Annotated in this window: 21 protein-coding genes and 1 tRNA gene; 11 read left to right on the forward strand and 11 right to left on the reverse strand. The window is 65.6% G+C overall.

Annotated elements, in window-relative coordinates:
- Positions 1-8: 8 nt before the first annotated feature.
- Together tsaE and CA260_RS14140 are read right to left on the reverse strand one after the other, a co-directional pair.
- Positions 9-488, reverse strand: coding sequence for a tRNA (adenosine(37)-N6)-threonylcarbamoyltransferase complex ATPase subunit type 1 TsaE (tsaE, locus tag CA260_RS14135; protein ID WP_111983708.1), 480 nt, complete (start codon positions 486-488; stop codon positions 9-11).
- Positions 485-1,969, reverse strand: a complete 1,485-nt coding sequence (locus CA260_RS14140; protein ID WP_111983709.1) for an NAD(P)H-hydrate dehydratase — start codon at positions 1,967-1,969, stop codon at positions 485-487. The genes tsaE and CA260_RS14140 overlap by 4 nt, the downstream gene beginning before the upstream one ends.
- Positions 1,970-2,028: 59 nt before the next feature.
- On the opposite strand from CA260_RS14140, the gene queG reads away from it, so the two are divergent.
- Positions 2,029-3,099 (forward strand): tRNA epoxyqueuosine(34) reductase QueG, encoded by a 1,071-nt coding sequence (gene queG / locus CA260_RS14145; RefSeq protein ID WP_111983710.1) that lies wholly within the window; start codon positions 2,029-2,031, stop codon positions 3,097-3,099.
- Positions 3,100-3,120: 21 nt separating this feature from the next.
- Here queG and pgi read toward each other — a convergent pair whose 3' ends face one another.
- From pgi to pcnB, 6 genes are all read right to left on the reverse strand, one after another.
- Positions 3,121-4,776, reverse strand: a complete 1,656-nt coding sequence (gene pgi, locus CA260_RS14150) for a glucose-6-phosphate isomerase (protein WP_111983711.1) — start codon at positions 4,774-4,776, stop codon at positions 3,121-3,123.
- A 111-nt stretch (positions 4,777-4,887) separates the two neighbouring features.
- The gene (gene panD / locus CA260_RS14155; protein ID WP_111983712.1) at positions 4,888-5,274 is read right to left on the reverse strand and encodes an aspartate 1-decarboxylase; all 387 of its coding nucleotides are present in this window, start codon (positions 5,272-5,274) and stop codon (positions 4,888-4,890) included.
- A 98-nt stretch (positions 5,275-5,372) separates the two neighbouring features.
- The gene (gene panC, locus CA260_RS14160; RefSeq protein WP_111983713.1) at positions 5,373-6,218 is read right to left on the reverse strand and encodes a pantoate--beta-alanine ligase; all 846 of its coding nucleotides are present in this window, start codon (positions 6,216-6,218) and stop codon (positions 5,373-5,375) included.
- Between the two features lie 20 nt (positions 6,219-6,238).
- The gene (panB, locus tag CA260_RS14165) at positions 6,239-7,069 is read right to left on the reverse strand and encodes a 3-methyl-2-oxobutanoate hydroxymethyltransferase (protein ID WP_111983714.1); all 831 of its coding nucleotides are present in this window, start codon (positions 7,067-7,069) and stop codon (positions 6,239-6,241) included.
- Positions 7,070-7,125: 56 nt separating this feature from the next.
- A complete protein-coding gene (gene folK / locus CA260_RS14170) occupies positions 7,126-7,608 on the reverse strand; it encodes a 2-amino-4-hydroxy-6-hydroxymethyldihydropteridine diphosphokinase (RefSeq protein ID WP_111983715.1) in 483 nt (160 codons plus the stop codon).
- Entirely contained in the window at positions 7,605-8,960 is a 1,356-nt protein-coding gene (gene pcnB / locus CA260_RS14175) for a polynucleotide adenylyltransferase PcnB (protein ID WP_111983716.1), read from the reverse strand. Before pcnB ends, folK begins: the two co-directional genes overlap by 4 nt.
- A gap of 180 nt (positions 8,961-9,140) precedes the next feature.
- Between pcnB and CA260_RS14180 the strand changes: the two genes are divergently transcribed.
- Positions 9,141-9,216: transfer RNA gene (locus CA260_RS14180), tRNA-Glu, on the forward strand.
- A gap of 49 nt (positions 9,217-9,265) precedes the next feature.
- Positions 9,266-9,589, forward strand: coding sequence for a ferredoxin FdxA (gene fdxA, locus CA260_RS14185; RefSeq protein ID WP_111983717.1), 324 nt, complete (start codon positions 9,266-9,268; stop codon positions 9,587-9,589).
- A 94-nt stretch (positions 9,590-9,683) separates the two neighbouring features.
- Here fdxA and CA260_RS14190 read toward each other — a convergent pair whose 3' ends face one another.
- Complete coding sequence (locus CA260_RS14190; RefSeq protein WP_111983718.1) at positions 9,684-10,277, reverse strand: hypothetical protein; 594 nt, start codon at positions 10,275-10,277, stop codon at positions 9,684-9,686.
- 38 nt (positions 10,278-10,315) lie between these two features.
- The gene (gene dapA / locus CA260_RS14195) at positions 10,316-11,209 is read right to left on the reverse strand and encodes a 4-hydroxy-tetrahydrodipicolinate synthase (protein WP_111983719.1); all 894 of its coding nucleotides are present in this window, start codon (positions 11,207-11,209) and stop codon (positions 10,316-10,318) included.
- 120 nt (positions 11,210-11,329) lie between these two features.
- Here dapA and CA260_RS14200 point away from each other — a divergent pair, with 120 nt between their 5' ends.
- The 8 genes from CA260_RS14200 (at position 11,330) to CA260_RS14235 (ending at position 17,915) form a co-directional block, all read left to right on the forward strand.
- Positions 11,330-11,887: a glycine cleavage system protein R gene (locus tag CA260_RS14200; protein WP_111983720.1), complete on the forward strand. Its 558-nt coding sequence runs from the start codon at positions 11,330-11,332 to the stop codon at positions 11,885-11,887.
- 286 nt (positions 11,888-12,173) lie between these two features.
- Positions 12,174-12,635, forward strand: coding sequence for a peroxiredoxin (locus CA260_RS14205; RefSeq protein WP_111983721.1), 462 nt, complete (start codon positions 12,174-12,176; stop codon positions 12,633-12,635).
- A 148-nt stretch (positions 12,636-12,783) separates the two neighbouring features.
- Entirely contained in the window at positions 12,784-14,163 is a 1,380-nt protein-coding gene (locus CA260_RS14210) for a PhoH family protein (RefSeq protein ID WP_111983722.1), read from the forward strand.
- Between the two features lie 49 nt (positions 14,164-14,212).
- On the forward strand, positions 14,213-14,506 hold the full coding sequence (locus CA260_RS14215) for a GIY-YIG nuclease family protein (RefSeq protein ID WP_111983723.1): 294 nt from the start codon (positions 14,213-14,215) through the stop codon (positions 14,504-14,506).
- Positions 14,507-14,643: 137 nt separating this feature from the next.
- Entirely contained in the window at positions 14,644-15,429 is a 786-nt protein-coding gene (thiD, locus tag CA260_RS14220) for a bifunctional hydroxymethylpyrimidine kinase/phosphomethylpyrimidine kinase (protein WP_111983724.1), read from the forward strand.
- Between the two features lie 82 nt (positions 15,430-15,511).
- Positions 15,512-16,456, forward strand: a complete 945-nt coding sequence (locus tag CA260_RS14225; protein ID WP_111983725.1) for an aspartyl/asparaginyl beta-hydroxylase domain-containing protein — start codon at positions 15,512-15,514, stop codon at positions 16,454-16,456.
- Between the two features lie 57 nt (positions 16,457-16,513).
- Complete coding sequence (sigJ, locus tag CA260_RS14230; RefSeq protein WP_111983726.1) at positions 16,514-17,413, forward strand: RNA polymerase sigma factor SigJ; 900 nt, start codon at positions 16,514-16,516, stop codon at positions 17,411-17,413.
- A 34-nt stretch (positions 17,414-17,447) separates the two neighbouring features.
- Entirely contained in the window at positions 17,448-17,915 is a 468-nt protein-coding gene (locus CA260_RS14235) for a carboxymuconolactone decarboxylase family protein (RefSeq protein WP_111984392.1), read from the forward strand.
- Between the two features lie 54 nt (positions 17,916-17,969).
- On the opposite strand, the gene CA260_RS14240 is transcribed toward CA260_RS14235, so the two are convergent.
- Entirely contained in the window at positions 17,970-18,983 is a 1,014-nt protein-coding gene (locus CA260_RS14240) for an isocitrate dehydrogenase (RefSeq protein ID WP_111983727.1), read from the reverse strand.
- Between the last annotated feature and the right edge of the window lie 149 nt (positions 18,984-19,132).

Below are 19,132 nucleotides of genomic sequence, written 5' to 3' on the forward strand. Positions count from 1 at the left end.
GCAGATACTTAGGTGCGGCCTGGACTTGAAGCGAGCCGGGCGACGACCTGACTGCCTCGTCCGGTACGAGGCTCCATCGACGCCTTGCGGCCCACCCCGGCATAACCGAGGTGGACGATCAGGTCAGGCGATGGCAGGGCGCCAGCCCCCCGTTCGGGCCACTCCACCAACACCAGCGCCGCAGGATCGGACAAGGCGTCGAGACCCAGCCATTCCAGTTCGCCGGGATCGGCGATGCGGTACAGATCGAGATGCCAGGCCGGCCGCCCCCGTGCCCGATAGGATTCGACCAGGCTGTAGGTCGGGCTCTTGATCCGCTCGCCAACGCCCAGGGCGCCCAGCAAGGCCCGGGCGAAACTGGTCTTGCCTGCGCCGAGGTCACCGTGCAGATAGACGACGAGGCCGGTTTCGAGCGCGCCCGCCATGCGCGTGGCCAAGGCGGCAGTCGCTGCTTCGTCGGGGAGGTCCCAGCTGCTGTATCCCGTCATGATTCCCGTCCGTTGAGCAGCAGCCTCAGAGGTTCCAGCAGGTCGCTGGCGATCAGGCCGCGCTCGCCATGATGCCGTGCCGCGAGATCCCCGGCGCGGGCATGCAGGCCGACGCCGAGGCAGGCCGCCTGCCAGGCGTCGCACCCCTGGGCCAGGAGTGCCGCCACGATGCCGGTGAGCAGATCGCCCATGCCACCGGATGCCATCCCGGGATTGCCCCAGGGACAGACCGCAACGCGGCCATCCTGGTCGGCGACCAGGCTGCCCGCCCCTTTGAGCACCGCCACGGCGCCATAGCGGCGGGCAAGCTCGCGTACGGCGGCGAAACGATCGGCCGCAATGGTCGCGGTATCGCAGCCAAGCAAACGTGCCGCCTCGCCGGGATGCGGCGTGAGCACCGTGCTCCCGGTGAAGGGCCGCGGCTCGCGCGCCAGCAGGTTCAGTCCATCGGCGTCGAGCACCGTCGACCTGCCGGCATCGAGCGCCGTCGTCCACAGGGCATGACCCCATGCACCCTGCCCAAGACCGGGCCCCACGGCGAGCACGGTGGCTCGCTGCATCAATTCTTCCAGCGCCTGCGGTCCATGGACTTCATGCGCCATCAACTCCGGTCGGGCCGCGTTGAGGGCCACCAGATGCTCGCCGCGGGTCGCGATGCTCACCAGCCCCGCACCCGCGCGCAGGGCCGCTTCACCACAGAGACGGATGGCGCCCGCCGTACCGTGTTCGCCGCCGATCGCCAGCACGTGCCCGTTATCGCCCTTGTGTGCCTGCCGCGGGCGCGGTGGCAAGGTGACCGGCTGCATCAGCTCCGCATCCGCATGGAAGCCTTGCCATAGCGTTTCCGGCAGCCCCAGGGGATCCCAATGCACCTGCCCGACATGGCCCGGCGCAAAACCGGTGTAGAGACCGCGCTTGGCGGCAATGAAGGTGACCGTGGCGTCCGCGCGGATCGCCTCGCCCGGTACCGCGCCGGTGTCGGCATTCACGCCGGAAGGCACGTCCAGCGCCAGCAGCGGGCAACCCGTGGCGCGCATGCGCCGCACCAGCGTCGCGACCTCCGCACTGAGCGCGCGCTGCAATCCGGTGCCGAACAGCGCATCGACCAGCACGTCCGCCTCCGGCAACACGAGCTCGTCATGCCACGCGTGCACGACGCCGCCACTCGCCTCGAACTCGCGGCGGGCGCGTATCGCATCGTCACCGCGACTGTCGCCCAACGCGACGACCTCGGCGTGAAAGCCAGCTTCTCGCGCCAGCATCGCCAGCAGGAACCCATCGCCACCGTTGTTGCCAGGGCCGCAGCAGACGGCGATGCGCCGGGCCCGCGGCCAGTGGTGGCGCAGGCAGACCAACGCAGCCGCTGCGGCACGCTGCATCAGCTCGTAACCGGGAATGCCGAGTGTGTCGATGGCACGACGATCGAGTGCGCGCACCTGATCGACGGTGTAGAGCTCATGGCGGTGGGCGCTGGCGGTCATGCACGAATTATAGGCATGCGGTGCGAAGGCTCCACGCACCGAGCGCCTACAATAGGCATATGACCGCCGCCCCGACCACCTCCACCGACTACGCCGCCCTGGCGCGCGACATCAAGCGCTGGGCGCGCGAGCTGGGTTTTGCCGACGTCGGCATCGCCGGCACGGACCTCGGCGACGACGAGCTGCACCTCAAGCGCTGGCTTGATGCGGGCCATCACGGCGAGATGGATTACATGGCGCGCCACGGCGACAAGCGCAGCCGCCCCGGCGAACTGGAGCCGGGCACGGTGCGCGTGATCACCGTGCGCATGGACTATGTGCCGCCGGGCACGCGCAACGCGTGGAACGTGCTGGAAGACGCCGAAGCCGGTTACGTGGCGCGCTATGCGCTCGGTCGCGACTATCACAAGCTGATGCGCCATCGCCTGCAGAAACTGGCGACGCGCATCCACGACGCCATCGGTGACTTCGGTTATCGCGCCTTTGTCGATTCCGCTCCGGTGCTGGAGAAGGCGCTGGCCCGCAACGCAGGTCTCGGCTGGATCGGCAAGCACACGGTGCTGATCAACCGGCGCGCCGGCTCGTACTTTTTCCTTGGCGAGCTCTACACCGACCTGCCCTTGCCGATCGACGAGCCGGCCAGCGCGCATTGCGGCAGTTGCCGTCGCTGCATCGACATCTGCCCGACGCAGGCCATCATCGCGCCGTACAAACTCGACGCGCGTCGTTGCATTTCCTACCTCACCATCGAACTGCGCGGCAGCATTCCAGAGGAATTACGCGCACCGATGGGCAACCGCATCTTCGGCTGCGACGACTGCCAGCTCATCTGTCCCTGGAACAAGTTCGCACAGGACGCCACCGAACCCGACTTCGCGCCACGCCATCAACTGGACGGCGCGAAGCTGGTGGAGTTGTTCGCATGGAGCGAGCAGGCATTCCTGCAGCGCACGGAAGGCATGGCGATCCGCCGCACCGGTTACGAAGGCTGGTTGCGCAATATCGCGGTCGCGCTGGGCAACGCGCCCACCTCACCGGATGTGCTGGCATCGTTGCAGTCGCGCGCGAACGATGCTTCGCCCATCGTGCGCGAACACGTCGCGTGGGCGCTGGCCAGGCACAACGGCTAGGCCAGCACGCGCGGCTCCGGCTCAACGATCGTGCTTGGCCAGGGTAAGCCGGCGGTCGTGGATGGTTTCGAGCAGGACCTGGGTCGACAGGTCGAACGCCGAGATATTGGCGCCCTCGTTTTCCAGTGCCGGCAGGATCTGCCGCGCGATGGACTTGCCGAGCTCCACGCCCCACTGGTCGAACGCGTTGATGCCCCACAGGTGGCCGAGCATGAACACCTTGTGCTCGTAGAGCGCAATCAGCGCGCCGAGGCTTTCCGGCGTGAGCTGGTCGAGCAGGATCACGGTGCTGGGGCGATCGCCCGGGAAGGTGCGCTGCGCGGCCAGCACGCGACGCTCCTCGTCGCTGCCCTGCTTCGCCTCGGCCAGCGCTTCGTCGACGGTCTTACCCAGCGCCAGTGCCGCGGCCTGCGCGAGCAGGTTCGACAGCAGCGCGTCGTGGTTGGCGACGAGATGATGCGCCGGCTTCACCACGCCGATGAACTCCAGCGGCACCACATCGGTGCCCTGGTGCAACGACTGGAAATACGCATGCTGCGCATTGGTGCCCACGCTGCCCCACACCACCGGCGACGTGGATTGCGCGACCGGCTTGCCCTGCGGTGTCACCTGCTTGCCGAGGCTCTCCATTTCCAGCTGCTGAAGGTAGGACGTCAGGTCCATCAGCAGATCCGCGTAGGGCACCACGGCGCGACTGCCGCGCCCCTGCGCGTTGCGGTTCCACAGCTCCACGAGGCTCAGCAGCACGGGCAGGTTTTCCTGCCATGGCGCCGTGCGGAAATGGTCGTCGACCAGGGCCGCGCCTTTCAGCAGCGCATGGAAGTTGTAGCAACCGATCGCCAGCGCGAGCGAGAGACCCACCGCCGACCACAGCGAGAAACGGCCACCGACGAAATCCCACATCGGATAGACCTGCGCCGCCGGCACGCCCCACGCTTCGGCGGCGGCGACATTCGCGCTCACCGCCAGGAAATGGCGGGAAACGGCGGTTACTTCACCTTCGTAGGCGCGGCTGATCCAGTCGCGCATCACGTTGCCGTTGAGCAGCGTCTCCTGCGTGGTGAACGTCTTGGACACCATTACGATCAACGTGCGCTTGGGATCGAGCTGGTGCATCAGCTCGTACGCCGACTGGCCGTCGACATTGGTGAGGAAATGGCTGCGCAGGCCTGGCACGTGATACGGCGCCAGCGCGCGTTCGGCCAGGCGCGGGCCGAGATCGGAACCGCCAATGCCGATATTGACCACATCGGTAATGCCGGGCGCCACGCCGAAGGCCGAGGCGTCGCCCAGGCCGACCGCGTGCACCAGCGTATCGATGCGCTTGAGGGTCTCGGCGATTTCATCCAACGCTTCGCGCGGCGCCGGCGATGGCAATTTGGAGCCGCTCGCGCGCAGTGCGGTATGCAGTACCGCGCGATCTTCGGAGGTGTTGATCGGGGCGCCGGCGAACATCGCGTCGCGCGCTGCCTGCCAGCCGCTGGCCTCGATATGCGCACCGAGCGCATCCAATGCCGCGACATCCAGCTTCTGCCGGCTCAGATCCAGCAAAAGCGGACCGAGCCGGTGTCGCAGGCGTTTGCCGCGCGTGGCGTCCTTCAGCAATTCACGCAGGTGGGTGCGTGCGAGACGGTCGACGTGCTCTGCCAGGAAGGACGAACGTTGGTCGGGCGACATGGGGGCTCATGCTTGGCGGATGGGAACCCCGATCTTACGCAGCTTTCCGCGTCCCATGCCAGCAGATTGTTGCACCGCAACCATGCCCCGCCCGAAGCGGGGCGCGAGGTTTTACGCCGCAGCCATCTGCTTGGGGATGGAGCGATTGGTATGCGAGATGCGGTTGTCCGCGTCCACGTAGACCAGGGTCGGCTGGAACTGCTCGACCTCGGCCTCGGACAGCTGGGCGAACGCGGCGATGATCACCAGGTCGCCCGGCTGGGCGCGATGGGCGGCGCTGCCGTTGACCGAAATGATGCCGGAACCCTCTTCGGCACGCAGCGCGTAGGTCACGAAGCGCTTGCCGTTGTTGATGTTCCACGCATGGATCTGCTCGTACTCGCGGATGCCGGAGGCATCGAGCAGCAGGCCGTCGATCGCGATGGAGCCTTCGTAATGGAGCTCGGCATGGGTCACCGTCGCGCGGTGGATCTTGGCCTTGAGCATGTTCAGGTTCATGACTTCATTTCCGCAGGTACAGCCTGCCTAGCACGCCATTATCCGGCCGGGGAACGTCGCGCTGCAACATGGCCGGTCCGGCTCCGATATGGGGCCGCTCAGTCGAACGGCAAGTTGTCGATGAGGCGGGTGGTGCCCAGGCGGGCGGCGATGAGCGCCACCAGGCCCTCCTGCTCGCCATCGGCGGGCTCGGCGAGGTCCTCGATGCGGCGGATGGCGGCATAGTCGACCTCGAACCCGGCCCGGGCCAGCTTGGACGCGGCCGCCTGCTCCACCACCGTACGGGCGTGGCCCTTGGCGATGAGCTCGCGCATCTGCAGCAGGGTCGCGTGGATCTGTGGCGCCAGGGCGCGGTGCTCGGCCGACAGGTACTGGTTGCGCGAGCTGAGGGCCAGGCCGTCCTCGGCGCGCAGCGTCGGCGCCGCCATGATCTTCACCGGCAACGACAGGTCGCGCACCATCCGCTCGATCACCTTGAGCTGCTGGAAATCCTTCTGGCCGAATACGGCAAGGTCCGGCTGCACCAGATTGAACAGTTTGCACACGACCGTGGCCACGCCATCGAAATGACCGGGACGGTAGGCCCCTTCCAGCGTTTCGGTCAGCTGCGGAACGTGGATGCTCACGCTGCTGGCGGCGCCGAAGGGGTAGAGCGTGGTCACATCCGGCGCGAACAGCAGATCGCAGTCGTGCTCGGCGAGTCCGACCTGGTCCTGCACGAGCGTGCGCGGATAGCGCTCGAAATCCTCGTTTGGCCCGAACTGGGTGGGATTGACGAACACGCTCGCCACCACGCGATCGGCGCGGGCGCGAGCCAGCTTGATCAACGAATGATGGCCCGCGTGCAGGTTGCCCATGGTGGGCACGAAGCCCACGGTCTGGCCCTGGCCGCGCCAACCGCGGATCACGGCGCGTAGCGCCGCGGCGTCTTGCACTGTTTGCATGGATGCTCTGCTCTATGGCTTCAGTCGAAGCTGTGTTCCGCCGCCGGGAAGGCGCCGTTGCGCACGTCTTCGGCGTAGGCCGCGATCGCTGCGGCCACAGAATCGCGTCCTGCGAGGAAATCCTTGCTGAACTTCGGGCGCTTGCCCGGAGTGACGCCCAGCATGTCGTGCAGCACCAGCACCTGCCCGTCGCAATGCGGTCCGGCACCGATGCCGATGGTCGGGATGGAGACGGCGCGCGTGATGCGCTCGCCCAGCGAGGTCGGAATGCCCTCCAGTACCAGCAGCTCGGCACCGGCCGCCTCGACGGCCTCGGCCTGGGCCACGAGATGGTCGGCCGCGTCCTGCGCCCGTCCCTGGATGCGGAAGCCGCCGAACTTGTGCACGGATTGCGGCGTGAGGCCCAGGTGAGCACACACCGGGATGGCGCGTGCCACCAGGGCGGAAATCGCATCGAGGATATGCGGTGCGGCGCCTTCGATCTTCACCATGGCGGCACCGCCCTCGCCCACCAGTTGCGCGCCCGCTTCGAGTGCATGCCCGACGTCACGATCGGCCATGAACGGCAGGTCGGCGACCAGCAAGGTCGAGCCCAGGCCTCGGGCCACGATGCTGGTGTGATAGACCATGTGGTCCAGCGTCACGGGCAGTGTGCTCGCATGCCCCTGCACCACCATGCCCAGTGAATCACCCACCAAGGCTACGTCCACGCCGGCCATTTCCAGCTGGGCCGCGAAGCTGGCGTCGTAGACAGTCAGCATGACGATGCGGCGACCTTCCGCCTTCATGGCGCGCAGCGATGGCACGGTGACCGGCTTGCGCGTGGGGGCATTCGCTTTCTGTGCGTACACAGAGGTTCCTCAGGGCGGAAACAGACGCCGATTATCCCGTGTGGGACGTGAAGGGCTCAAGGCAACCGCTCGAGCCCCGTCGTATCAAGTGACGCCAGCAAGGCAGCAACGCGGCCCTGGCCGGCAAGCTCCAGATCCGGCGCCAGGTCGTTGAGCGGCATCAGCACGAAAGCGCGGTCGCGGATGCGCGGGTGCGGCAGGGTGAGCCGCTCATCCTGCAGGGCGACGCCGTCCATGTGCAGGATGTCGAGATCGAGCGTGCGCGGCCCCCAACGCTCGCCGTCGCGAACCCTGCCCGCCGCGCGCTCGATGGCCAGCAAGGCATCCAGCAACGCATGCGGCGGCAAGGTCGTGTCGACGCGTGCCACCGCGTTGATGAACGGCGGTTGCTCCAGCACGCCCCAGGGGGGCGTGAGATAGAGATGCGAGCGAGCGTCCAGGCGCGTGCCCGACAGATGCGCCAGGGCATCGAAGGCGCTCAGCACATGTCCGCGCGCATCGCCGAGGTTGCTGCCCAGCGCAATGTAGGCTTTCGTCACGCGTGGTCCGATTTGTTGCCCGACTTGCCGGCCGGCTTGCGGCGGCGACGCTTGCGAGGTTTCGCAGGAGCGACGCTCTCCGCGGGGGCGCCGGCGGAACTGCCCGCCAGTGCCGCCGCGAGGGTCTCATGCGGCAACTGCTGCGCATGCGCCCACCAGTCGCCGAGCTCCTTGACGGCCGGCGATTCGGCAGCGCGCAGCAGCAGGAAGTCGAAGGCCGCGCGGAAACGCGGGTGCGCCATCAGCCGGAACACGCGCTTGCGCTGCACCTGCTCGAAGCGAGGCTGCAACGCCCAGATTTCTTCCATGGTGAGGGTGAAGCGCCGCGGGATCGCCACGCGCTGGCATTGCTCGCCGATCACGTGGACCGCTGCCCGTTCCCATGCGGCATTGGGTTCCAGGCCCTTGGTGATCCAGGTATGCGCAAGATCGCGCACCTCGCCCCACAGCAGCACGGCGAACAGGAAGGCCGGCGTCACCGACTTGCCTTCCGCCACGCGCGCATCGGTGTTGGCGAGACCTTGCTCGACCAGCGCACGCAGTGCCTTGTCACCACGCTTGAGCGCGCGCGCCGTGGCCGGGAACATGAACTTCAGCAGCCCGGTCTGCTCAAGCATGCGGAAGCTCTTGAGGCCATGGCCGGCCAGGAACAGCTTGAGCGACTCGTCGAACAAACGCGCCGGCGCGGCGTCAGCCAGCAGCGGGCCGAGTTCGTCGAATGGCGCAGCCGCGGCGGCATCGATGCGGAAACCCAGCTTGGCGGCAAGGCGCACCGCGCGCAGCATGCGCACCGGGTCTTCGCGATAACGCGTGGCCGGATCACCGATCAGGTGCAGCACGCGATCTTCCACGTCCTGCATGCCGCCGACGTAATCGCGCACCGAGAAGTCACTGATGTCGTAGTAGAGGGCGTTGACGCGGAAGTCGCGACGAATGGCGTCCTCTTCAATCGTGCCCCACACGTTGTCGCGCACGATGCGGCCGTCGACGATGTGACGATCGCCCTCGCCTTCCTCCTCGCCGGTGCCGCGGAAGGTGGCGACCTCGATGATCTCCGGCCCGTACACGACATGCGCGAGGCGGAAGCGGCGACCGATCAGGCGTGAATTGCGAAAGAGCTTCTTCACCTCGTCCGGCGTGGCATTGGTGGCTACGTCGAAATCCTTGGGGTGTCCGCCCAACAACAGGTCGCGCACGGCGCCGCCCACCAGATAGGCCTGGTAGCCGGCCTCGTTGAGGCGATACAGCACGCGCAGCGCTGCCTTGCTGATGTTCTTGCGCGAGATCACATGCTGCTCGCGCGGAATGATGCGCAGTGCAGGCTTGGCGGTGGTCCTTGCGTCTTGACTCAAGCGGTTTGGATCCTTGCAGGCGCTGTGCGCCGTTCAAAGCGATCAATCGCGGCATCGCCGCATCCACGTCCCACCTTGCCTTCTATGGCTGGCGGGACCGTTTCGCGAAGGGGCCAAAGTCGGCCCCGGGCATTGCCGGGCGAAACAATTCCGTTATACTACCGCGCTCCGGTGCATTTCGCTCCCTTCGTCTAGTGGTCTAGGACACCGCCCTCTCAAGGCGGGAACACGAGTTCGAACCTCGTAGGGAGCGCCACTTCCGGCCTGGCACGGGCCGCAGCCCATCTGAACAGGCTCGCGACAGTATGACTTTTGTCGTCACCGACAACTGCATCAAGTGCAAGTACACCGATTGCGTCGAGGTTTGTCCGGTCGACGCCTTCCATGAAGGCCCCAACTTCCTCGTCATCAATCCCGACGAGTGCATCGACTGCACCTTGTGCGAGCCCGAGTGCCCGATCAACGCGATCTACCCCGAGGACGACGTGCCCGGTGGCCAGGAATCGTTCGTGGCGCTGAACGCGGAGCTGTCCAAGAGCTGGCCGGTGATCACCGAACGCAAGGACGCCCTGGCCGACGCCAAGGACTGGGAAAACAAGCCCGACAAGATCGGCCTGCTCGAACGCTGAGCCCCGCGCACGACGTCGCGCCAGTGCCGGCGCAACCGGCCAGCGCATAAAAAAGCCGCCTCGAGGGCGGCTTTTTCGTGGCTTTGCGAAGGACTCAACCGCCGCCGAGGCGCCCCTTGAGCGTATCGATGACCTTGGCCACCGCCGCCGCGTCGCCCTGCGCGCGCACTTCGCTCGCCTTCTCGCCGCTGCTGCTGATGGTCAGCTGGACCGGCTTAGGCGCAGCGCCCGGGGCATCAGCCGACTGCTTGGACTTGCCGTTGAACATGCTGCTGAAGAAGCCCTTCTTGCCACCGGTCTCGTCCGACGCCATCACGCTCAGCGAATAGGTGTGCGCATCGTCGTCGTGCGCGACCACCTGGCCGATGTCACCCTTTTCCAGCGTCTGGGCCACTCGGCGATAGGTGTTCTCGACGGTGTCGTTCAGCACGAAGCCGTCCGCGATCTGGCTGGCGCCCTGGCCCACGTGGGCAGTGGCACCGTTGGAGGTGGGGTTGTTGGCGCCCTGCTCCGGAATCACCAGCGCGGCGTTGCTGGACGGCGTGTCCAGGCCCGGCGGAATTTCGAGCGGCGATTCCTGTTTGGCGGTTTCCCAGGCCTTCTGCGAACGGAACATGCCGCAGCCGGAGAGCAACAGGGCAGACACGGCCAGCACCGGCAGGGCCACGACGAGCGGGGATTTCTTCATGTAAGCAGATTCCGTAGGAGTATCAGGTGCCCGAAACTTCAGGCCGCATTCGCCAAGGATGCCAGAGCCGCCACCGCTTCGCGAAGTCGCGCACGATCCGGCCCCTCTTCCAGTTCCACCAGGGGCAGACGCGGCGCCGCCAACCCCAGCCCGAGCGACGGCAGGCCCGCCTTCACCGCAATCGGATTCGGCGCGCAGTTGAGCGCCTGCACCAGCGGCTCCAGGACGGCATCGCAACGCTGCGCCTCGAGCCGGTCACCGGCCGTGGCCGCGTCGCACAACATGCGGAACGCACGAGGCGCCAGATTGGCTACCACCGAGATGGTGCCAGCGCCGCCCGCGAGCATGGCCTTGCAGGCCGTACCGTCATCGCCGGACAGATAGACGAAATCCGGGCGCGCAAGTTCCGCAGAGGCCCGAATGCGCTCATCGGTCGAAAGGGCCTCCTTGATACCGATGATGGCGGGATGGTCGCGGAGTTGGGCGGTTGTTTCAGGCAGCAGGTCGCAGGCGGTGCGGGTAGGCACGTTGTACAGCAGTACCGGCAGGCCGCCATGGTCGGCCACTTCCAGGAAATGGCGGCGCAGGCCTTCCTGCGTGGGGCGCACGTAATACGGCGCCACCACCAGCGCCGCGTCGGCGCCGAGCGACTTGGCGCGACGCGTCAGGGCCACCGTCTTGGCGGTGCCGGCGTCACCGGTACCGGCAATCACCGGAATGCGCTGTGCAACGCGCTCCACGGCGAACGCGAGCAGGCGATCGTATTCATCGTGCTCGAGCATGTGCGCCTCACCGGTGGAACCGGCGACGACCACGCCCTCCGTGCCGGCCGCGATCTGGAAGTCGAGCAGGCGCCCGAATGCCTCCAGATCGAGTGCGCCGTCCGCCGTGAAGGGCGTCACCAGGGCACAGATGCTTCCGCGAATGTTCAAGACCTGCTCCGGACAAAATCCAAGCCCTGCATATTACTTGCGGCTTTACAGGGGCGACAAGTAAGCTCGGAAGATCGATGTTTACCCCGCCACGGCGGGGGCTGCCACAGGTGGACCTCCTTGAATCGTTCCTCCACGCGCACGGGCAGCGACAACCAGCTGCTGATCCAGACGCTGACCCCTGCCCCGCGCACGCCGCTGCTCACGCTGGCCAAGCGGATCGCCGAGGCGGGCTGCAACCTGGCCGACGCGCGGGTCGCCACCATCGGCACCGACACGTCGTTGACCCTGCTCGCCACGGGCGCGTGGGACGCGGTGGCCAAGCTGGAATCCGCACTGACCAAGCTGGCGCGCGACGAAGATCTGCGCCTGGTGCACTACCGCACCGGTCCGCGCGAACAGCATTCGCACCTGCTGCCTTATCTGGTGGAAGTGATCTCGGCCGATCGCCCGGGCATCCTCGTGAAGATCATCGATTTCTTCGATCGGCGCGACATCGTGATCGAGCAGCTCAGTTCGCTGCGTTACCAGGCCATGCAAACGGGCGCGGACATGTTCCAGGCGCAGATCACCATCGGCATTCCCGCAGCGACGCACATCGCCGGGCTGCGCGACGATTTCCTGGAATTCTGCGACGGGTTGAACCTCGACGCGATCATGGATCCAGTGAAGTTCTGATCCACGCGGCCGTTGCGCGCGATGCCTTGAAAATCCGTTTTTGCGGGACAGGCATCGGGTTCTTGAGGATGCCCCCTGCCGGCATGCCATGCAAGGGGTTTCATTCGTCGTCGCACGCGCTAGTCTCTGTCTCCAGGCAGTACCGGAGAGCGCGCATGCAACGAGCGGGTCGAGCAGCACCGATCACAGGTCGCAAGCTTCCCGCCGGCACGTCTTTCCTCGCTGCCTGTCTTCCCCTCGATTCCAGCCATGCGTCGAAGCCGGCCCCGGCTTCGCAGGAGAACCCATGCCCGAAGTTGGCAAGAAAGCCCCCAAACTCAAAGGCCTTACCGGTGATGGCAACGAGCTGAAGCTCGACAGCCTCAAGGGCCAGTGGGTCGTGGTGTACTTCTATCCGAAGGACAGCACGCCCGGTTGCACCACTGAAGCGAAGGATTTTCGCGATCTGTACCCGAAGTTCCAGAAGCGCCACGCGCAGATCATCGGCGTCTCGCGCGACTCGGTGAAGTCCCATGCGAATTTCGCCACCAAGCAGGAGCTGCCGTTCCCGCTGGTCTCCGACCCCGACGAAAGCTGGTGCCAGGCCTTCGACGTGATCCACGAGAAGGTGCTGTATGGAAAACGTCACATGGGTGTCGTACGAAGTACCTTCCTGATCGATCCCGAAGGAAGGCTGGCCCAGGAATGGCGAAACGTGAAAGTCACCGGACACGCCCAAGCCGTGCTCGACGCCATCCCCGCCAAGTGATCGACGACCTAGCCTCCCGCCGCGTTTTCCATCGCCCACGGCGATCGGGAAACGCCGCGCACGGCACACCGGCCGGAACGGCCGGCTTCCCGCGGTGCACCCCGCGCCGCGGTTCCTTCACCTCGCACGCCCAAGAGGTTCCTTCCGTATGACCGGAAGCAAGCGCATCTACGCTCTCGACACCAACGTCCTGCTGCACGATCCGACCTCGCTGTTCCGCTTCGAGGAACACGACATCTTCATACCCATGACAGTGCTGGAGGAACTGGACGAAAAGAAGAAAGGCGCTTCGGAAGTCTCGCGCAACGGCCGCCAGGTCAGTCGTTTCCTCAACGAGTTGATCGTACGCGGCAACGGCCACGGCATCAGCAACGGGCTTGAGCTGATCAGTCCCGAAGGCGTCAACCTCAAGCGCGGCAAGGGCGTGGGCCGGCTGTACTTCCAGCAGCGCACGACCAACGGCCACGGCAAGGCGGACAACCTGATCCTGTCGGCGGTGATCGAGCTGCGCGACCAGAATCCGGAACGTTCGGTGGTGCTGGTCACCAAGGACATCAACCTGCGCATCAAGGCCAAGATCTACGGTATCGATGCGGAGGATTACGAGAACGATCGCGCGCTCGACGATTTCACCCTGCTCTACACGGGCTCGTCCGAACTCAGCGAAGACTTCTGGGACCACCACCCGGAGGTACAGTCGTGGAACGAGCGCGGCCGCACCTTCTACAAACTCGACCGCCGCGAAGACGAAGACTGGTATCCCAACCAGTGCCTGTTTCTGCCCGGCGACAACAGCGTGGAACTGCGCGTGCTGCACGTGGACGACAGCAAGGCCACGCTGGTGTTGCTGGACGACCACAGCCACGCGAACCACGCCGTATGGGGCATCGCCGCACGCAATCGCGAGCAGAATTTCGCGCTCAACGTGCTGATGGATCCGGACGTCGACTTCGTCACCCTGCTCGGCACCGCCGGCACCGGCAAGACGCTGCTGGCGCTCGCCGCCGGCCTCGCGCAAGTGATGGACCAGCAGCGTTATCGCGAGATCATCATGACGCGCGCGACCGTGCCGGTCGGCGAGGACATCGGCTTCCTGCCAGGCACCGAAGAAGAGAAGATGACGCCGTGGATGGGCGCACTCACCGACAACCTCGAAGTGCTCGCCAATCCCGAGGAAGGCGGCAGCTGGGGACGCCAGGCCACCAACGACCTGCTCGCTTCGCGCATCAAGATCCGCTCGCTCAACTTCATGCGGGGACGCACCTTCCTCTCGCGCTACCTGATCATCGACGAAGCGCAGAACCTCACGCCCAAGCAGATGAAGACGCTGATCACCCGCGCGGGCCCCGGCACCAAGATCGTGTGCCTGGGCAACGTGGAGCAGATCGACACGCCGTATCTCACGGAAACGACGTCGGGCCTGACGTACGCGGTGGATCGCTTCAAGCACTGGGAGCACTCGGCGCACATCACGCTGCGTCGCGGTGAGCGTTCGCGCCTGGCGGATTTCGCGTCGGAGGCCTTGTAGGGCCTATTCGATGTAGCTGTACGAGCCGACACCCAAAGGAGACAGCGCCATGGATTGGCGACGGCCTTGCGTATACATCTTGGCGAGCGGTCGCAATGGCACGCTCTACGTCGGTGTCACCAGCGATCTGGTCAAGCGTGTCTGGCAGCACCGTAACGAGGTGACCAAGGGCTTCACCTCGCAGCATCACGTCTACAACCTCGTATGGTATGAGCTGCATGAGACCATGGAATCAGCCATCCTCCGCGAAAAGCGACTCAAGGACTGGAAGCGAGTTTGGAAGTTGCGGCTGATTGAAGGTGAAAATCCCGAATGGGTCGACCTTTACCCAACGCTCACGTAACTGGATTCCGGCCTGCGCCGGAATGACGATCAAGAGCAAGGCTTCGTACTTGCCGTCATTCCGGCGCAGGCCGGAATCCAGTTACGACAGAGGCTGGTATTACGATAAGCCGCCACCGCCTTTGAACCGACGGAATCATGCCCCCCGCCACGCCCCCCATCGCCCTCACTATCGCCGGCTCCGATTCCGGAGGTGGTGCAGGCATCCAGGCCGACCTCAAGACCTTCCATGCGCGAGAAGTGCATGGACTGTCGGTGATCGCGGCGATCACTTCGCAAAACACCCGCGGCGTCACCGCGGTGCACACGGTGCCGCTGAAACACATCCGCAGCCAGATCGACGCGGTGTTCGATGACTTTCCCATCGGCGCGGTGAAGACCGGCATGCTCGGCAGCGCCTCCGTCACCCGACTGGTCGCAAAAGAGATGAGCACGCGCCAGCCGGCCTGGCTGGTGGTGGATCCGGTGATGATTTCCACCAGCGGCGCGCGCCTGCTCGATGAGGACGCCGTGGAAGCGATGGTCGAAGAGCTGATTCCGCTCGCGGATATCCTCACGCCCAACCTGCCCGAGGCCGAAGCCCTGCTCGGGCGCAAGCTGCGCAGCCCCAAGGATTACGACAAGGCCGGCGAGCTGCTGCTCGAACTCGGCGCGACGGCCGTGCTGCTCAAGGGTGGCCACGCCAGCGAACGGGAAGTGGTGGATCGTTACTACGACGCCAAGGGCACCATGGAATTGCGCCACCCGCGCCTGGCGATCGAAGGCCACGGCACGGGCTGCACCCTGGCCTCCGCCATCGCCGCGGAGCTGGCAAGGGGACACGCGCCACGCTCCGCCGTGCGGCGTGCCGTGGGCTATGTCCATCGCGCACTGGCTCGCAGCTACCGTCCGGGCGGCGGGCCCGTGCATGTACTTGGGCATTGAGCCCCGACTGAACCGTAGCTCAGGGCTCACGGCTGGCCTGGCGTTACACTAGGCACTTCGACCCTTGGCTGCGCCTTCGTCCATGATCCTCGCCCCGCGCCTCGTCCTGCTGATCCTGCTGCTGTTCTTCGTGCTCTGCGTGCTGCTCGTGCACCTGCGCGGGCGCGCCAAGCTGCGCTTCGACCGCCAACTGGTGGATCACTCGGCGGTGTTCGCGCCGTACAACCTGTTGATGTACGCGTTCTCGGCAGTGCCGGCCACGCCCATCCTCGATCGCCGCGGCTTCCCGCAGCTCGACCTGCTGCAGGCGAACTGGCAGGCCATCCGCGAAGAAGCCTTGCACCTGTTCGACGAGGGCTACATCCGCGCGGCGGAGAAGCACAACGACGCCAGCTTCAACAGTTTCTTCAAGCAGGGCTGGAAGCGCTTTTACCTGAAGTGGTACGGCGAGCCGCTGTCGTCCGCCGAGGCGCTTTGCCCCAAGACGGTGGAGCTGCTCAACGCGATTCCCAGCGTGAAGGCGGCGATGTTCGCGTTGCTGCCGCCGGGCAGCAAGCTCAACCCGCACCGTGACCCATTCGCCGGTTCGCTGCGCTACCACCTTGGCCTGATCACGCCGAACTCCGATGACTGCCGCATCTTCGTCGACGGCGAGATCCACAGCTGGGGCGACGGCAAGGACGTGGTGTTTGATGAAACCTACGTGCACTGGGCGGAAAACCGTACCGACCAGACCCGCGTGATCCTGTTCGCCGACGTGGAGCGCCCGCTGCGCACGCGCTTCATGAACGCGATCAACCACCGCGTCGGCGCCTTCATGGGCAAGATCACCGCCTCGCCCAACACCGAGTCGCCGGAAGAGAAGACCGGTTTCGTGAATCGCATGTTCGCGCTCAACCAGCGCAGCCGCGAGCGCAACCGCGCCTTCAAGAAGAAGCATCCGAAGCTGTTCCGCGTGGCCAAGTACATCGGCATGTTGCTGCTGATCTGGCTGATCTTCCTGGCGCCCTGGCCGCTGGTGCGCTGACGGTCACGAATCGCCACACTCGCGCGTCCTTGAGTGGAGTCTCCCGAGGAACCCTCCATGGACCATGCCACCGCTCTATTCCAGCAACACCGGCCCCGCCTGCTGGGGCTGGCTTATCGCATGCTCGGCACGCAGGCCGACGCCGAAGACGTGCTGCACGATGCCTGGCTGCGGTGGCACCAGCAGGATACGGAGACACTCGACGATGCCGAGGCCTGGCTGGTGACGGTCACCACGCGCATCGCGCTCGATCGCCTGCGTCGGGCGAAGACCGAGCGCGAGCACTACACAGGCCCCTGGCTGCCGGAACCGCTGATCGAAGACGTCGACCAGCCCGAAGCAGCGCTGGAGCGCGTGGAGAGCCTGAATCTTTCCTTCCTTGCCCTGCTCGAACGCCTCAGCCCGGAAGAACGCGCGGCATTCCTGCTCGTGCAGGTGTTCGATTACAGCCATGCCGAGGCGGCGCGCATGCTCGAGATCGCTGAAGACGCCTGTCGGCAGCGCGTGCATCGCGCCCGCCAGCGCCTGCGCGAGGGGCGCCCCCGTTTCACGCATGCGCCGGACGTACAGCGGCGTCTCCTGGAGAAGTTCCGCGACGCGCTGGAGCAGGCCAACGTGCCGGCGCTGCAGGCGCTGTTCGCGGCGGATGCCGTCCATCTCGCCGACGGCGGCGGCAAGGCCACGGCCACACTGCGCCCGCTGCATGGCGGCGATCGCCTGGTGCGTCTGTATTCGATCATCGCGCAGCGCTACCGCGATTTGCCCATCGTGCATCGCCTGCAGTGGATCAACGGGGCCCCTGCCCTGCTCACCTGGGTAGATGCCACGCTGGCGACGGTGGCATGGATCGAAACCGACGGCGAACGCATCACCAGCATCCACTCGCTGCGCAACCCCGAAAAACTCGCCCGCCTGGAAGCCGTCACGAATCCGCCGGCTGGTACGTCCTTGTCATGAGCGGCCAATGTGGCCGCATTCCAAGGAGTCCGCCATGTCCAAGCGCTTTTCCATCATGAAGTATCCCCAAGCCCTCAAGCCGCTGCTCGACTACGGTGTGGCATTGCATCAGTGCGGCCTGGAGGCCTCTCTGGTCGAACTCGTGCAGATGCGCGTGTCGCAAATCAACGGCTGCGCGTATTGCCTGGACATGCACAGCAAGGACGCACGTGCAGCTGGCGAGACCGAGCAGCGCCTCTACATGCTTGCCGGCTGGCGCGAAGCGTCCTCGATCTACAGCGAGCGCGAATGCGCGGCCTTTGCGTGGGCCGAAGCAGTGACGCGCCTCGACGCAAACGGCATACCCGACGAGGTTTACCAGCGCGCCCTCGCCGCCTTCAGCGAAGAAGAACTGCTGAACCTCACGCTGGGGGTCAATCTGATCAACACATGGAACCGCATCAACGTGTCCTTCCAGACACCGGGCGGCAGCTATCGCCCGGCGGTAAGGCACGCAGCCTGAAGCATAAAAAAAGCCCCTCGAACGAGGGGCTTTTTCATCCTGCCGGATCAGCGGTCAGGCGCGCACGCGCTTGACGATGGCGTCGCCGAAGGTGTCCGTGGTGCCCTTGCCGCCGATGTCCGGCGTAACGCTGTCACGATCGTTGGTCATCACGTCGCGAATGGCGTTGCGCACCTTGTCGCCCTTGTCGACCATGCCGAGGTGGTCGAGCATGTCGGCCGCGGCCAGCAGCAGCGCGCACGGGTTGGCGATGCCCTTGCCGGCGATGTCCGGCGCGGAGCCGTGCACCGCTTCGAAGATCGCCGCTTCGGTACCGATGTTGTCACCCGGGGCCAGGCCCAGGCCGCCGACGAGGCCGGCACACAGGTCCGAAAGGATGTCGCCGAACAGGTTGGTGGTGACGATGACGTCGAACTGTTCCGGCTTCATCACCAGCTGCATGCAGGCGTTGTCGACGATCATCTCGTTGAACTCGATCTGCGGGTATTCCTTAGCGATCTCGCGCGCCACGTTGAGGAACAGGCCCGACGCAGTCTTGATGATGTTGGCCTTGTGCACGGCCGTGACCTTCTTGCGGCCCTTCTTCACGGCCAGTTCGAAGGCATAGCGCACGATGCGGCTGGAGCCCTTGCGGGTATTGCGCACCATCGAGATCGCGGTCTCGCCGTCTTCCGACAGGGTCTGGCCCTCGGAAAGGTACGCACCTTCGGTGTTCTCGCGCACCGTGATGATGTCGATGTTCTCGAAGCGCGACTTGGTGCCCGGGAAGCTGATCGCCGGACGCACGTTGGCGTACAGGTCGAAGTGGCGGCGCAGGGTGACGTTGATCGAGGTGAAGCCACCGCCCACTGGCGTGGTCAGCGGGCCCTTCAGTGCCACCTTGTGCTTGGCGATGGCGTCGAGCGTCGGCTGCGGCAGGAGGTCACCGCTCTTCTCCAGCGCGACCATGCCGGCATCGACGAACTCGTAGGACAGACCGCAGTCCAGCGCATCGAGCACGCGCAGCGTGGCTTTCATGATCTCGGGGCCGATACCGTCGCCCGGAATCACGGCAATGGTCTTGCTCATGGGGACACTCCTTGGGATATGAGTCGTGCAACCCTGACACGGGGGAGATCAGGGCCATAAATCCCTTCAATTATCCCCCATGCGCCCGCGTGCGGCCATAGCGAAGGCCGCGGCAGCCGTTGCAAATCCTCGCATGCAGCATTGAATAA

The sequence above is a fragment of the Dyella jiangningensis genome, assembly GCF_003264855.1.
Taxonomy (GTDB): Bacteria; Pseudomonadota; Gammaproteobacteria; order Xanthomonadales; family Rhodanobacteraceae; genus Dyella; species Dyella jiangningensis_C.